Here is a 15,532-nt window from a genome sequence, read left to right on the forward strand (position 1 = left end):
GTATGGTTTTGTAGCGTCAAAACCTGTCAACTCACGGGAACCTGATATCGCCTCCCGGTAAAACATTTGTGGTAACCCGGTTTTTAAGTATTCTGCCCATGTGAAAAGGCCCTTTTGTTATGAACCTTTTCAAGGTTAGCATTTTTAACGTATAAATGAAATGACTTCCATCATTTACTGCACTTATTGTTAAGGTTTATTTGAGAATTTGCTCGTAGACTTTTATGTAATCATTCACCATCTTTTCCTGGCTGAAATGTGTTTCGGCCCATTCTCTGCATTTTTTTCTGTCGAGCCGGTCCAGTTGCGGTATTTTTTCTACAGCCTCTTCTACATTTTTTACCAGAAAACCGGTGATACCGTCGTTGATTAATTCCGGCATTGATCCCCGATTAAAAGCAATAACGGGAGTACCGCAAAACATTGCTTCGGCAACGCTCAAACCAAAAGGTTCGTCAAAATTAACGGGATGCAGCAGGGCTTTAGCGTTGCGCAGCAAATTGTCCCGCTTTTCAGGACCGGAGCTGCCCACGAATATTATGTTGTCATCGTTTATGTAGGGAGCCACATTTCCATCAAAGTAGTCGCGATCCTGAATGATTCCCGAGATAATGAGCTTCATTTTAGCTTTTTTTGCAATCTCTATGGCTTCACGGGTCCCTTTGTCATGATGGATTCGCCCGAAATAGAGCAAATAATCGTCCGGATGCTCATTTAAAGTGAAGAGGTTTTTGTTGATTCCGTTGTACACGGTGGCAATATACTTTAGCTCAGGACTCCTGTCGGAGTTACTTATGGATACATAATAATTGATGCTGTTGTATCGTTTGTAAACGGGAATGATTTTTGGCGATGAAAAACCATGTATCGTGGTAACAACCGGCGTATTTATCAGTCCTGTGTAGGTTAGCGGCAGAAAGTCGAAATGATTGTGAATAATGTCGAATTCCCGTGCCTTCTCCATGGCATAACTGATATGAAGACATTCCGAAACCTTGGGGTCGGAGTCTTTATCTTCTTCATATCCCTGTTCGATTATCCCGTCCAGTTTCCCCTTTGTTTCGGAGTCGAGAGTGGCAAAAAGTGTGACATCGATACCTCTTGCCACCAGTCCCTCGGCAATATTGGAGGCTACCTGTTCCCAGGGACCGTAGTGTCTGGGAGGCGTTCTCCATGCTACAGGTGAAAGAATTGCTACTTTCATGGTGATACCTATTTTGTTGTTTTTTTACACAGATGTCTCAGATTTTCATAGATTTCCAGGCTTTCATCAGTATAAAATTAGTCTAAGTTATTGGTCTGATGGAACTCGCATGATTGGGTTTATACATGTTCTCTTGTGACAAACCTTGTCATGCTCGTTTCATTTAAATTGCAGACCGGCTGTTGTTGAGGCATAGATTCACCAAATCTTCGGTTTTTGCAGTTCCAACACACATAACACTGTCGGAAGCTCCCCAGTAAATCTTTAACGTACCGTCGTTTTCAGGGACGGCACCACAGGTGAACACCACATTATGAACATAACCGGTAAGTTCATAGGGTTCTTCTGGTTGCAATATCCAGTCGTCGCCCACACCGATGATCTTTGACGGATCATTCAAATCATGCAATGCAACCCCCAGACGATAAACGCTTCCGTCCATTGTCGGGTAGACCCCATGATAGATATTAAGCCATCCCTTGTCTGTCTTTATGGGTGGAGCCCCGGGGCCAATTTTCATCTCGTCCCAATGATATTGCACCGGACGCATAATAAGTTTCGAATCGCCCCAATAACGGAGGTCTGGTGAATAACTGATCCAGACAGACCACGGACTTATTTCGCTGTGCGGCCTGTCGAGCCTGGCATACAAACCGTTGAATTTGTCCGGAAAAATGACCACATTCCGGTAATCGGCTTCGGTAATGAGTGAAAAGCGTTCCACACTTTCCCAGTCACGCGTTTTTGCCAGGCCAACACGCACACCGTGACGTGAATATGCAGAGTAGGTGATGAGGTACTCTCCGTCGATAAAAGTTATGCGGGGGTCTTCAACCCCATACTCCTCATATTCAGCAAAAATTCCCTTTTTAGCCGGTTCCATAAACGGTTGTTCTTCAGCCTTCCAGTGGTAGCCGTCAATACTTCTGGCCAGACCAAGGATGCTTCGGCCGTTCATTTTATGCGAACGGAAAAGCATAATGTACTCACCCCTGTATGTTGTGATTCCGGCATTATGTACTGTGCTCACCGGATAAGGGATGTCTTCTTTGGTTAGTATGGGGTTATACTGATAACGTGTAACCAGCATGGCATAAAATTTTTTTAGAGATTTTCGAAAATATGTTCTTTTTCCTGGGCGGCCAGTACAGTGAGATGCGAAATCCAGTATGCCAGTGTGCTTTCAGCGCCCTGGTTGCGATTGACACCTTGTGACTCAAGTCCGTCACAACACCCAAGGGTTTCATGATCGAAAAGAGGTAAACGAAGGGAGTTTTCTCCCAGGAACCAAAGATAACTGGTAAACATTTTTTCAATATAACTTTTTTCCTTGGTTATCTGGAAAATCTGATAATAGAGCAACACCATTGCCATAACATCTATGGATTGCTGGTCGAATTCAGGGACTCTTCCCCCGCGTTGATACCATCCCTGGTTTCCTACCGGTGTCAGGTGTCCCGACCTGAAAACAATGCTTTCCAGGAAACGGGTTGTATTCATAGCTATGTCAAAATACTCCTCAATTCCGGTCACTTCAAAGGCAGCAAATAGAGCCAACGGTAATATGGCATTGTCGTAAGTCATCTGGTCTTCGAACCACTGCCAGTCATCTGAAGATATGGTGTGGTATGCAAGGGTTAGTTTTTCTACCAGTTTTTTCAGGGTTTTTACCATCCCTTCGTCGTTCTGGGAGTCTTTTAGATAATAACTTATGCCGATTATAGTATTAGCCGCCCCCCTTATGGATTCTACATTTTCGAAATGGGAGACAGAATTGAAAAATATTTCGCGACCAATTTGCTTAAAAGCATCATTGGGGGCAAATCGTATCAGGTACCCGAGGGCCCAGATGGTTCGTCCGAAAGAATCGTCGGAACCGTATTCATCCAGAAACTGACGGCTAAAGCTCAGGAAATTTCTGAAATTGCCGTTTTCCCGCTGCATGTAGTGTATGAAGCTCAGGTATATCGGCATCAGGTATAATGCGTCTTTATCTTTATTTTGCCGCCAGGCCATCAGTGCCATGATGAGTGCACGGGCATTGTCATCCATGCAATACCCTTCTTTCAGATTAGGAATCCCGTATTTTGCATGTTGAACAATCCCGGTGTCATCGGTAAGCCTTTTTATATGCGACAAATTGTAGGAAGGCATCAGCGAAACATCGATGGCCAGTTTTTCGGGTTCAGGTTCTTTATCCCAATTGTCAAATACGTACTCTGCCAGGTAGAGGTATTGTTTGCCGATTTTTGGCCAGCGTATCTTTTTCCCGTACTCGAACGCTTTCTCGCGCAAAGCCACCATTTTGTCATCATCGTCGAGCAGTTCTAAAAGTACACTTGATAACTCATCCGGATTTTTGAAGCCAAAAAGTCGTCCCCTGCCATTGTCTAATAGCTCCTGTGCGTGCCAGTAGGGTGTTGAAACTACTGCACAGCCTGCTCCTACGGCGTATGAAAGAGTTCCGCTGGTAATCTGCGCCTCACTCAGGTAGGGTGTGATGTAAATATCACTGGCAGTAAGGTATTCGAAAAGTTTAGCCTCGGTAACAAATTCATTGTTGAAGAAGACATTTTTTTCGAGACCAAGACTTTTAACCAATCTTTTTAAATAGTTTCTGTATTCGTCTCCCGAATGTTTAAAAACCGATGGATGTGTTGCCCCTAAAACAATATATAATAAGTTAGGATGGTTCTTTACGACCGGAGGCAATGCATTCAAAACAGTCTCAATACCTTTGTTCCGGCTTAACAGACCAAAGGTGAGCAATACTTTCCGGTTTTCCAGTCCGTGTTTTTCTTTGGCGGCTTTCCGTGATATTTTTTCGAATTCGGGAACTCCGTGCTCTATAAGTGTTATTTTTTCCTTTGGAATGTGGTAAATATCTTCAAGGAACTCTACTGCCCTGCGACTCATCACTACGATGCGGGCTGCTTTTTTGCCAATTTCCTGAACGATCGAACGCTGAGTATAGGAGGGATCCCTTAGTACCGTATGAAAAGTTACAATAAGTGGTACTTCGAGCCGATGAAGCAGCGGTAGAATATAGACGCCGTCATCACCGCCGAAAATTCCAAATTCATGTTCCAGGATGCAAACACCCGCATCGCTGTAATTAATTACTTTGGCTGCATTGATATAGTCCCTCTGATGGTTTTGCCGGATGACATGCTTTACTTCTTCCGGATATTCGTACTGACTGCCATCTTCGTTAATGGCCACCACCATTGCGGTGTCACTTATTTTTTTGTTTTCGGTATTTGCATGAATGGCTTTCACCAGGTTGTTGGTAAATGTTCCTATACCACATTGCCGCGGTGGATAAGTTCCGATAAATGCAATTTTCATGATATCATATTTTAGTTTTTACTATATGCACACCATTTTTGTTCATGTTCAAAAAACTTATGCTTCAGAATCAGTTCATAATAGTCCGTCCAGGTTTTATATATACCTTGCTGTCAGCTACAGCACTTAACCTATATCATCTTTTATCTAACTTAAATCATAAACTGTTCAAAATATTGTATTTATATACTTTGTTTGTTGGTTTTTTGAGTTTGTCAGTACCTGCAATATCCCAATAGTGGCAAAATAGTGTCTGTCCATAAAGTGTCATTTACTGTGTTACGCTCGTCCGAAAATTATCCATTTACGATGATTAAACTCCGTATTTTCGGATTTCGCAGGCCTTGTCAATGACACTTTCTGAACAGATACATGATAAGTAGGAATCTTTTCCTACTTTATAGACAGGCACTTCTATCTAAAAATTTCAAAAACTAATTGAGGAAAGAAAAATAATAAAGGAAATGCTGATAATTTATTAACAAATTACAGGCCATTCCCGGATTTCATCCAATGCAAAATGGCTTAAATACGGTATTGTGACATAAACGAAAAAGGCAAACTGACAAAATGTCTTATGCAAAAGAAGAAAGACCTAATCGGTTTTCAAGTGAAAGGATCATAACAAGTTGTACCACAATGAGAATATGAATAAATCTTACATGCGGGTTCTATCAGACCAATGACTTAAGTAAATTTTATAAACACTGAAATTACCTGCTTCTGTGAACCCGGAAAAAAGAAAGATATTTGGACAAAAAAAACCTCAACTTATAATTGAGGTTTCTGATTCAATGACTTTGGCATTTTTTGTGACCCAGCAGGGATTCGAACCCTGGACCCCATCCTTAAAAGGGACGTGCTCTACCAGCTGAGCTACTGAGTCATCCGTTTCTCTCAAACGCGGTGCAAAAATAGGGGGTTCTTTTTGAACTCGCAAGGATTATTTCGGAAAATTGTCGTTAAAAAATGTTTTATTGCTTTTAAACGCCCGGCTTTTAAATGATTAATGTACGATTTTTTTTGAGACTGAAATTTATGTTTGTAACTTTAAACTGATAGCATGATTTATGAATAAAGCAGGTTAGATTAAACAAAACTGATATCCATGCCTGGATGCACAATATCGATTCAAAGGCAACGAAACTCATTTGTTTGTTTCTTCAGTAACAATCTGAAGGAGGCAATGGTTTTAATTTTATTGGCAGCATTCACTTCATTATCATCAGCCCAAAACCGAAATGCTATGGAAGTAAAAGACAGAGTACCGGCAGTAGCAGGAATGTTTTACGAAGGAGATTCCGCTTCTCTGAAGGAGCACCTGAGTAAATTGTTCGATCAGGCCAAATTGCCCGTTTGTGATGGAGAAGTAGCAGCACTGATCGTGCCTCACGCAGGATACATTTATTCGGGCGGTGTAGCAGCTTCAGGATTTAACCAGATACCTGAAAATGCTGAGTATGAAAATTGTTTTTTTAATCGGTTCAAGTCATCGAATGGCTTTTAACGGCGCATCTGTATATACAAAAGGTGATTATTTAACGCCGCTGGGGAGAGTAGAGGTGAACAGAGAACTGGCTGAGAAACTCGTTGAAAGTTCTTCTGTTATTTCTGATTATACAGCGCCGCATATAGAAGAACATTCGCTGGAAGTCGAATTACCCTTTTTGCAATACCATCTCAAAAAACCGTTTAGGCTGATTCCTATTATTATGGGACCCCAGGATGCATCGGGCGCAAGAAAGACCGCTGAGGTACTTAAACCATATTTTAAACCGGATAATTTATTTGTAATCAGCACCGATTTTTCACATTATCCGGAATATGAAGATGCCAAAGAGGTTGATAAAAAAACGGCAGAAGCCATTCTTAAAAATGAACCGCGTTTGTTGCTGAAAACACTTGAGGAAAACAGAAAACTTGGAATTGAGGGATTGGCTACAAGTCTTTGCGGATGGACTTCGGTTTTGACACTATTGTACCTTACCGAAGATAACAACAACCTGGATTTTTGCCATATCGAATATAAAAATTCCGGTGATGCCCGTTATGGTGATGCGTCACGCGTTGTGGGCTATAATGCTATTGCAGTTTTCAGAAAGAAGGAAACAAAAAATGCGGATAACGGTTTTTCTTTAAATGAAGATGAAAAAGAGTGGTTGCTGAAGAGGGCACGTCAGACTTTAAATTTAGTGGTCAGGGGAGAAAGTCCCGGCGAACCTGAGGGTGAAATTTCGGGGACGTTGAAAATAGGTGCCGGTGCTTTTGTTTCTCTTTATAAAGATGGTAAGTTGAGGGGCTGCATTGGTAATTTTGGTTCCTCTGCTCCTTTATGGAAGGTGGTAGACCGGATGACGGCCTCAGCTGCTCTCAACGATTCCAGGTTTCTTCCGGTTACACCTGATGAGGTGGGTGAGATAACCATTGAAATTTCAGTACTTACACCTATGAAAAAAATTGATGATATAAGTGAGATTATCCCGGGAAAGCATGGAATTGTTGTGGAAAAAGATGGCCGCAGCGGCACATTTCTTCCCCAGGTGGCCCGGAAAACCGGATGGGGACTTGAAGAACTCCTGGGTCATTGTGCACGCGATAAGGCCGGCCTTGGATGGGAGGGCTGGAAAGATGCCGATATTTATGTTTATGAAGCGCTTGTTTTCAGAGAAAAGTAGGAATGAGTAATTCAGCCAGTAGTTTTTAGTCAGTAGTGAGCTGTTTTTGTCAAGATCGGGATGCAATGAATTTCTGAAATGAAGTTAACCGGGATACAATGAGTGTTTTAATTTTTTTTGCACTGCGATTGGCAAAAAAGACTTTCGGGAGTGTCCCCGGATAAATAATTTTCAGTACAATGTTGGACATTAATAAAAAGTTTTTCTCAAAGCCGCCTTCTTTCATGTTAAAAGGGCGGCTTGCTATTTTTGTCAGTGGCTTTACCATGCTTCTGGTGCAGGTTATTCTGCTTCGCGAACTGACGTCGTTATATGCTGTAAATGAGTTGATAGTTGGTGTCTTTCTGTCGTTTTGGATGTTGTTTACCGGTGCGGGTGCGTTTGTAGCCCGGTATTTCAGGGGATTTAGCTGGCAGTACTCAGGTTTGTTTCCTCTGCTTGCAGGTACATCGGCTTATGTGGCACTTTTGTTGCTCTATATTGCAAAAAACTGGCTTGTACCTGGCGGTATAGCTCCGGGCCTTTCTCAATGGCTGATTACCACAACCATTGTAACCTTTGTGTTTTGTTTTCCCTCGGGGATGATGTTTACCTGGTTTTCTGCGGCATTAAGCAATGTATCGCACGAGCGTCAGACAGAAGGTATCTACATCTCCGAACAATTGGGGAGTCTGATTTCCGGTGTTCTTTTTTACCTGGCAGCAGGTTTGTGGTTGAATGCTTTCTCAGCACTTTCTTTTCTGTTGTTTGTAAATTTTTTGGTGGCGGTTTTTCTTTTTTCTCCAGTCAGAACAACCTTTTCAAAAGTGCTCATCTTTGCAGGGATTGTGGTTTTGGTGATATTATACGCTCTTCCCCAGTATCGTTTTGCCCGTGAAAAAGTGCATGATAGCTCCGTTAGTAAGACTTATTTTTCACCTTATGGAACAATTGATGTTCTTGAAAAGGATGGTAAAAGAGATTTCTTTGGTAATGGAAGGTTCTTTTCTGATAAATTGTTGCCAGGTGAGCGCGAAGAGCTTTTGCACCCGGCTTTATTGTTGCATCCTCGTCCCAGGCGACTTTTGCTCATTAATGTAGGCCCCGGTCTTTTGTCCGAAGCTTTAAAGTATGATTCTTTACAGATTGAATTTCTTTCACCCGACAAAGCAAGGATTGACCTGGAAAAGCAAATATTATCTGATGATAATGAAGACTCCGAAAGGATTCATTTCATACACGATGACCCGTTAAATTATCTGAACAGTAAAAATCAGACAAGAGGTTATGATGTTATTCTGATTGGAGGAGGTGTTCCTGAAGATTTGGCTTCTACCAGATTCTATACCATCGATTTTTTCGATATGGTGAAAAGAAATATGAGCAAGGGCGGGTTGATGGCAACAGGAGGCCTCTCTTATGAACCTTACTGGTCGGATTCCATGAAGGGTATCCTGAGAATAATGAATAGTACAGTCAGCGAAGTTTTTCCGTTTATCAGGATTTGGGCAGGTGAGAAAGTCTTTTTTATTGCGTCGGATAAAGAGCTGACCACCGGATGGTGGTCGTATCACAGAGAAGCTGTTGCACAAAACAGTTTTTTGAATGAGGACTATTTCCCGGAATCAATATTAAAAGGGCAAGTTGAAGATGTAAAGTCTGTCATTGCTGAGGATGCCCCGGTAAATACACGTATAAAGCCGGTTTTGTTTCGGATGGCTATTATGGAAATGGGGAATTTCTGGGATGTCAGGATTGAGTGGTTTGCAGTAGTTCTGGGAATTTTGTTGATAATCGGACTAATAATTTTCAGGAGAAGTGCCAGGGGGGTTTTTTTGGCCGGCATTGTTCTTGGAGGAATGCAAGTTGTTATTTTGCTACTTTGGCAGTTGGTTATGGGCGATTTGTACCGGGCCACAGGTGTCCTGTTTTCTTTGTTTATGGCAGGGCTTGCGCTGGGCGCTGTGTTGGGCAACAGGAATGTACTCTTTTTTCGTGCCCGTTATTTTCCGGTTATGTTGATAATGATGGCCGTTTTAAGCATAGCAGCAGTTCCGGTAATTGACAGTATGGCCAACCGGATGGTTTTTCCTGTTGTGGTTTTAATCATTTTGTTTGGAATGGCTATGTTGGGAGGAGGTATTTTTGTTGCAGGCCTCTCTCTGCATGAAGGAAGTGTTCAGAGCGGGGCGGCCATTACTTATGTTGCCGATGTTACCGGTGGTGCGTTGGGGTCTTTTATAACTGCTATATTTTTTGTACCTTATACCGGTCTCGTAAATACAGGATACCTTTTTGGAATGGCATTACTGATTGGAGGGTTATTGCTGATCAGAAATTATTAGTGTCTGTTACGTGGTATGGAGGAGCTATGCGAACAAAGAAAATTTCGAAACGTGAATTTTTAAAAATGGGAGGGATGGCATTAGCCGCCTGGCCATTTACTTTATCCGGAACCGAAAGAGGAATCGTTGGTGGCAAAGATTCATTTGAGGGTGTCCCGGCTCGATTTGCAATTAATACACCACGGGGCATTCGTTGTCAGCTGTGTCCCAATAAGTGCACCATAAAAGAAGGGGAGCGTGGCGACTGCCGTACCCGCATCAACCGAAGCGGAGAACTCATAACACTGGCTTACGGGAATCCGTGTGCAGTTCACATCGACCCCATTGAAAAGAAACCCCTGAATCATTTCATTCCCGGAACTACCAGTTTCAGTATTGCAACAGGGGGATGTAATCTGGCGTGTCTTAATTGTCAAAACTGGCAAATTTCGCAAAAGGCACCCGATGAGGTTGAGACGGTAGATATGATGCCCGGAAGCGTTGTTTCGGCCGCCAAAGCACAGGGATGTTCGTCCATTGCTTATACTTATACCGAACCGATAGTTTTTTATGAATATACCGACGATACAGCGAAGATAGCACATGAGAAAGGGCTTCGTAATGTGATTGTTTCGGCGGGGTATATAGAGGAAAGACCTTTGCGCGAATGGTGTCAGAATATCGATGCAGCTAATATCGATTTAAAGAGTTTTAGCGATGAAATATATCAGCGACTTAATGCAGGCACACTTCAGCCTGTTCTGAATACCCTGAAGGTATTGAAAGAGGAAGGTGTATGGGTTGAAATTACGAATCTGATAGTACCGCAGTGGACCGATGATCCTGAAATGATAAAAAAGATGTGCGGGTGGCTTGTGGATAAAGGGTTTGAAGATAATCCGCTTCATTTTAGCCGGTTCACTCCTATGTATAAACTGAATCGCTTACCGTCCACCCCGCTGGAAATATTGGAAAAAGCGCATAAAATTGCAAGAGAGGCAGGTATGAAGTATGTTTATATAGGCAATGTTCCAGGACACGAAGCCCAGGATACCTATTGCCCTGCATGCAGAAAGAAAATTATTGACCGGTCGGGATTCAGAATCAGAGAAAATCACATTGTCGATGGTCGTTGTGAGTTTTGCGGAGAGCCCATTGCCGGAGTTTGGAAATAAGAACCTTTATGGTTATTAAAATATGTATTTGAATGCGTCGGCCGGTTTTCCTATTTTTGCGGTGAAGTTTGATGCGTATGGAAGAATATTTGAAACCAAACCGCCGGGCAGAGTACGGGCTCGATTTGGATAAAGTTTTTGTGGGAAAGGAAATTGTAAGCCGCTATAATATTACTGTCGACGAATCGGTATTGAGTATGTGGAGCGGATTTATGCCCACATCGTCCTATCCTGAGAGTAGCCGCGAATATGCCGGGAGACTTGGGTTTCCACAAATTTTTCTTCCGTATGGTTTTTTGCTCAACCTGACTTTGAGCCTGGGGGTTGAAAATTTCGCCCATTCCAGTGTGCTGAAACTGGAATTACGGGATGCACTCTATTTGAATGCTGCTTTTCCCGGCGATACATTTTCATGTATTATCAGAATTAAAGATATCCGGACTGCCCGCAGACCCGGACACACAGTAATAGAATCCTCTCATCTTCTGTTTAATCAAAAAGGTGAGCCGGTTTTTTCACTGGTGCGGGTGTCGCTCTTCCCGGAGATACATCCAAGAAAGACCATTCTTCCAGAGCATGACGATTCTCATCAGAACAACCTTTTCAAGGAAAAAATACTTGCAAGAGCACGAAGTATTAACATGGAGAATGTTGTTTTGAACTTCTCTTCCGGGGATTTGATACTTCACCCCTATGTGCGTCCAATCGGGAAAAGTGAAAACCTTTTCTGGTCAACCTATCTTAAGAACACTCATCCTACACACTATAATTATCAACGCTACCAGCCCGGCGAAATAATCGTATCCGGGGGGATCGTCGTGGCTATGGTTACGGGGATTGCTGCCCGTGAATTTCGGCAGATACTGATGCAACAAATACATAATGCTTTCCATGTACACCCCGTTTATGCCGAAGACAGGGTTGGGGCTTTTAGTTATGTTTACGAAGTGAGGCAATTGATGCCGGGATTTGAAGAAGTGTTTATCCGGACTTTTGGCATACGTAATCTGGATACTGAACCGGAACTTTCGGATGTGGCTTTCCCAAAATCTTTGTTCGATGCAAAGGTGGAAAGACCTTCCGAAGTAAGAGAGATTATAAATGAAAAATGTCCGTCACTGCGTGATAAAGTAGGGTGTATGATCAACTGGAGTGTTCTTCGTAAAGTGGACGGCTGAAAGAAAAGAAACTCACCCACGGTAATCAGGGCTCGGTGCATTCATCAAATTCTTTCTTTGCGATTTTAGCGTCCTTAAATTTTGCTTTCCTGGCGTGGAATAAAAAACAGACAAAACTCAAAACGCCTCAAAATAATATTTATCCATTCTGACTGATTTGATGAAAATCACACTAATACTTCCTTTCATATACATTTTTAATTCATTAGTGTAAAAAAATAATCCATTCGTCAAAAATATTTTTGATTTTTTTGAAACTTTAAAATGGGCATAACGTTAAACGGAACAAAGACGTTCGTCAAATAATTTAGTTATTTCGTCAAATAAATTATTCCGTTCGTCAAAACCAAGTACCGATAAACAGAATTAAGAACACCCTTATACAAGGGAAAAACAATGCCCTATGAAAAAGTTTTACACCACCCTTTTAGCAATTGTGTTTTCCGCATTAATGATAAATATTAACGGGCAACACCAGGAGAATGAATCTACCGGAGTCTCTACTGCCGGGAGTTCATTGAAGTCTACCACAGTCTATGATTTAATTCGTCTGAAAATTGAGAATCCTTATGTTTATGATGCTACTGTAATTTATTATCATGAAAGTTTTTCAGATGGTCGTGGGCCCGAAGATTCTGAAAAAATGTTCAACTCGTCTGAGAATATACCTGAGATATTTACACGAATCGGAAATACGGCAATGGCCATCAATGGCTTTTCCGAACTTGACGGGCAAAGCTATGTCTCCGTACCTGTCAGTGTCAGGAACAGGGTTTGGGACGACTGCGAAATTTCTGCCGATCTATCCGATTTCAGGGAAGACTATGATGTTGTACTTGAAGATAAAATGAAGGGCAGATATACGAATCTGAGAACTTCAACATATACATATACTCCTTTGGTATTAGGAATTGAGGACGAGCGGTTTGTTTTACATTTGTCAAAAAGCTCACGCGTTCCTACCGCTATGTTTGATGGATTAGAAGACACTGAAGAGAAGATACATTTTTATAGCGATTATGAAACGTTGAAAGTGAGTATTGAAAATGAAGTGTTAGCCGGTCCTGGCCGGCAAGGCAGAATTGACGTTTATTCCCTTAACGGCCGGAAACTGACCAGTCGTATTGCCAATGAGGGAGTAAACCAAATTGAATTAGCAGGCGGCCAAATATACATCGTAAGTGTTGCCGTAGGTAACCAGATAACTACGAAGAAGGTGGCTGTTCGCTAATTGCTTCATAGGGTTACTTGGGTTGTCCCCTTTTTCGGTAGTACCGGGAAAGGGGACTTTTTTATCGTTTGGTGGCAAAAAATTGTTTTACCAATTGCGTGCATTCCGATTCCAAAACTCCGCCAATTATTTCTGTTCTTGGATGAAGTGGCAATGGGTTCAGTCTTCTGTAACCCCTTTTTTCGTCCGCGGCACCATATACAATTTTCCCGATTTGTGCCCAGTTAAGAGCGCCGGCACACATTGTACAAGGTTCAAGTGTTACATACAAAGTGCAATTGTTGAGGTATTTACTCCCGAGTTGTTCGGATGCTGCGGTAATGGCAAGCATTTCTGCGTGCGCCGTAACATCATTTAGAGTTTCTGTCATGTTGTGTGCTTTGGTAATGATGGCCCCTTCGCTAACGATCACTGCCCCCACAGGTACTTCGTCTTTGTCAAAGGCTTCCCGGGCTTGTTGAAGAGCTTGTTTCATGAAATATTGGTCGGTAAAATCAATTTTTCCCATAATTTGATACCTTTTTTAAAAGCTTTACAGCAGTTTCTGTTTTTCTTTATATTTTCGCAAAGATATTGTAAAATCAGTTTTTCATGCAGAACCGGGAGTGAATTTGGCTCCCTCAAACCGTATAATGATGTACAGAACACATACTTGTGGAGAATTAAGATTATCTGATGCAGGCAAAACCGTGACCTTGAGCGGATGGGTTCAGCGATTGAGGAATCTTGGGGGAATGACTTTTATCGATCTTCGCGACCGTTATGGCATTACCCAATTGGTGGTTAATAATGAAGATAATAATGCTTTAAGCCGCCAGGTGAAGGAACTGGGTCGGGAGTATGTGGTGCAGGTAACAGGTAAAGTAGCTGAGCGAAGTAGCAAGAATACCAAAATTCCCACCGGCGAAATTGAAATCCTCCTCGATTCCTGCAAGGTTCTCAATTCTGCCGATCTTCCTCCGTTTACCATTGAAGATGAAACCGACGGTGGTGAGGAACTCCGGATGAAATACAGATACCTTGACCTTCGGCGTAATCCCGCCCGTAAAGCTCTTGAGTTAAGACATAAAATGGCTCTGGAGGTAAGAAAATACCTGAGTGATCAGAACTTTATTGAGATCGAAACACCGATACTTATGAAGTCAACCCCCGAGGGGGCACGCGACTTTGTTGTTCCTTCGCGGCTAAACCCCGGGCAGTTTTATGCTTTACCCCAGTCACCTCAGGTCTTTAAACAGCTTTTAATGGTTGCCGGGTACGATCGTTATTTTCAGATTGTCAAATGTTTCCGGGATGAAGATTTCCGGGCCGACCGTCAGCCGGAATTTACACAGATCGACTGTGAAATGTCGTTTGTCGATCAGGAAGATGTTTTAAAAACGTTTGAAGGACTTACGAAGCATCTTTTTAAATCTGTAAGGAATATTGACATAACTGGTGATTTTCCGAGGATGTCCTATGCCGATGCCATGAAATATTATGGCACCGATAAACCGGACATTCGTTTTGAAATGCGCTTTGTTGATATTACCGAAGTTGCCTCAGGTAAAGGGTTTAGGGTTTTTGATGATGCTGAATACACAGGAGCCATTTGTGCAGGGAACTGTGCCAAATACAGCAGAAAAGAACTTGACCAGTTGACCGACTTTGTTAAGCGTCCACAGATTGGTGCCAAAGGACTTGTTTATGTGAAATATAATGAGGACGGTACTTTTAAGACCTCTGTTGACAAGTTTTTTGGGGAAGATGATTTCAAACAATGGTGCGAAATGTGTAACGCCAAGCCGGGCGATTTACTGCTGATCCTTGCCGGCAATAAAAATAAAACACTGACAGCACTTGGTGAGTTAAGACTGGAAATGGGCAATCGTCTCGGTTTACGCGATAAGAATAAGTTTGCACCGCTCTGGGTAGTGGATTTCCCTCTACTTGAATGGGATGAGGAAACACAACGTTATTATGCCATGCACCATCCCTTTACTTCGCCCAAAGAGGAGGATATTGAATTGCTGGATTCTGATCCCGGTGCGGTGAGAGCGAATGCTTATGACCTTGTTATTAACGGAGTTGAAATAGGGGGAGGGTCGATACGTATTCACAACGATGTATTACAGCAGAAAATGTTTAAGGTACTAGGCTTTACAGAAGAAGAGGCTGAAAGCCAGTTTGGTTTCCTGATGAATGCTTTTAAATATGGTGCACCTCCACATGGAGGGGTGGCTTTTGGTTTCGACCGTTGGGTTTCTTTGTTTGCCGGAATGGACTCCATCAGGGAGGTAATTGCCTTTCCAAAAAACAATGCAGGCAGGGATATAATGAATGATGCACCCTCGCCTATTAGCAAGGAACAGCTGGATGAGCTGATGATCGAGTTAAAAGGGGAAGCAAAAAAGAGAGTTTTGTAAATCTCTTCAATGG

The 15,532-nt window shown here is 42.3% G+C and carries 11 protein-coding genes and 1 tRNA gene; 7 read left to right on the forward strand and 5 right to left on the reverse strand.

The features are described from left to right. Positions 1–196: 196 nt before the first annotated feature. The 4 genes from OQ5_RS0111345 to OQ5_RS0111360 form a co-directional block, all read right to left on the reverse strand. On the reverse strand, positions 197–1,204 hold the full coding sequence (locus tag OQ5_RS0111345; protein ID WP_016777609.1) for a glycosyltransferase family 4 protein: 1,008 nt from the start codon (positions 1,202–1,204) through the stop codon (positions 197–199). Between the two features lie 163 nt (positions 1,205–1,367). After that, positions 1,368–2,294, reverse strand: coding sequence for a glycoside hydrolase family 130 protein (locus tag OQ5_RS0111350; protein ID WP_016777610.1), 927 nt, complete (start codon positions 2,292–2,294; stop codon positions 1,368–1,370). A gap of 14 nt (positions 2,295–2,308) precedes the next feature. Next, complete coding sequence (locus OQ5_RS0111355; protein WP_016777611.1) at positions 2,309–4,552, reverse strand: glycosyltransferase family 4 protein; 2,244 nt, start codon at positions 4,550–4,552, stop codon at positions 2,309–2,311. An 813-nt stretch (positions 4,553–5,365) separates the two neighbouring features. Continuing rightward, positions 5,366–5,438, reverse strand: a tRNA-Lys gene (locus OQ5_RS0111360). 360 nt (positions 5,439–5,798) lie between these two features. Here OQ5_RS0111360 and amrB (OQ5_RS24640) point away from each other — a divergent pair. The 6 genes from amrB (OQ5_RS24640) (at position 5,799) to OQ5_RS0111390 (ending at position 13,114) form a co-directional block, all read left to right on the forward strand. Further along, complete coding sequence (gene amrB, locus OQ5_RS24640) at positions 5,799–6,059, forward strand: AmmeMemoRadiSam system protein B (protein WP_255297507.1); 261 nt, start codon at positions 5,799–5,801, stop codon at positions 6,057–6,059. Then, positions 6,013–7,227: an AmmeMemoRadiSam system protein B gene (gene amrB, locus OQ5_RS20930; RefSeq protein ID WP_255297508.1), complete on the forward strand. Its 1,215-nt coding sequence runs from the start codon at positions 6,013–6,015 to the stop codon at positions 7,225–7,227. Before amrB (OQ5_RS24640) ends, amrB (OQ5_RS20930) begins: the two co-directional genes overlap by 47 nt. A 179-nt stretch (positions 7,228–7,406) precedes the next feature. Next, positions 7,407–9,551, forward strand: coding sequence for a spermine synthase (locus tag OQ5_RS0111375; protein WP_026055251.1), 2,145 nt, complete (start codon positions 7,407–7,409; stop codon positions 9,549–9,551). 26 nt (positions 9,552–9,577) lie between these two features. Beyond that, positions 9,578–10,705, forward strand: coding sequence for an AmmeMemoRadiSam system radical SAM enzyme (gene amrS / locus OQ5_RS0111380; protein ID WP_016777615.1), 1,128 nt, complete (start codon positions 9,578–9,580; stop codon positions 10,703–10,705). A gap of 77 nt (positions 10,706–10,782) precedes the next feature. Continuing rightward, positions 10,783–11,883 carry a hypothetical protein gene (locus OQ5_RS0111385; protein ID WP_016777616.1) on the forward strand — a complete coding sequence of 367 codons (1,101 nt, stop codon included), beginning with the start codon at positions 10,783–10,785 and terminating at the stop codon, positions 11,881–11,883. A gap of 403 nt (positions 11,884–12,286) precedes the next feature. Then, positions 12,287–13,114: a T9SS type A sorting domain-containing protein gene (locus OQ5_RS0111390; RefSeq protein WP_016777617.1), complete on the forward strand. Its 828-nt coding sequence runs from the start codon at positions 12,287–12,289 to the stop codon at positions 13,112–13,114. A 61-nt stretch (positions 13,115–13,175) separates the two neighbouring features. Here OQ5_RS0111390 and OQ5_RS0111395 read toward each other — a convergent pair whose 3' ends face one another. After that, the gene (locus tag OQ5_RS0111395; RefSeq protein ID WP_016777618.1) at positions 13,176–13,622 is read right to left on the reverse strand and encodes a nucleoside deaminase; all 447 of its coding nucleotides are present in this window, start codon (positions 13,620–13,622) and stop codon (positions 13,176–13,178) included. Between the two features lie 124 nt (positions 13,623–13,746). Here OQ5_RS0111395 and aspS point away from each other — a divergent pair, with 124 nt between their 5' ends. Next, positions 13,747–15,519 (forward strand): aspartate--tRNA ligase, encoded by a 1,773-nt coding sequence (gene aspS / locus OQ5_RS0111400; protein WP_255297509.1) that lies wholly within the window; start codon positions 13,747–13,749, stop codon positions 15,517–15,519. Positions 15,520–15,532: the final 13 nt, after the last annotated feature.

The organism is Anaerophaga thermohalophila str. Valhall (assembly GCF_000250735.1).
Classification (GTDB): domain Bacteria; phylum Bacteroidota; class Bacteroidia; order Bacteroidales; family Marinilabiliaceae; genus Anaerophaga; species Anaerophaga thermohalophila_A.

Coding starts and splice junctions, on each gene's coding strand:
- OQ5_RS0111350 (WP_016777610.1), bottom strand. CDS start 2,294: ATGCTGGTTACACGTTATCAGTATAACCCCATACTAACCAAAGAAGAC.
- aspS (WP_255297509.1), top strand. CDS start 13,747: ATGATGTACAGAACACATACTTGTGGAGAATTAAGATTATCTGATGCA.
- OQ5_RS0111375 (WP_026055251.1), top strand. CDS start 7,407: ATGTTGGACATTAATAAAAAGTTTTTCTCAAAGCCGCCTTCTTTCATG.
- OQ5_RS0111390 (WP_016777617.1), top strand. CDS start 12,287: ATGAAAAAGTTTTACACCACCCTTTTAGCAATTGTGTTTTCCGCATTA.
- amrB (WP_255297507.1), top strand. CDS start 5,799: ATGGAAGTAAAAGACAGAGTACCGGCAGTAGCAGGAATGTTTTACGAA.
- amrB (WP_255297508.1), top strand. CDS start 6,013: ATGAAAATTGTTTTTTTAATCGGTTCAAGTCATCGAATGGCTTTTAAC.
- OQ5_RS0111385 (WP_016777616.1), top strand. CDS start 10,783: ATGGAAGAATATTTGAAACCAAACCGCCGGGCAGAGTACGGGCTCGAT.
- OQ5_RS0111395 (WP_016777618.1), bottom strand. CDS start 13,622: ATGGGAAAAATTGATTTTACCGACCAATATTTCATGAAACAAGCTCTT.
- OQ5_RS0111355 (WP_016777611.1), bottom strand. CDS start 4,552: ATGAAAATTGCATTTATCGGAACTTATCCACCGCGGCAATGTGGTATA.
- OQ5_RS0111345 (WP_016777609.1), bottom strand. CDS start 1,204: ATGAAAGTAGCAATTCTTTCACCTGTAGCATGGAGAACGCCTCCCAGA.
- amrS (WP_016777615.1), top strand. CDS start 9,578: ATGCGAACAAAGAAAATTTCGAAACGTGAATTTTTAAAAATGGGAGGG.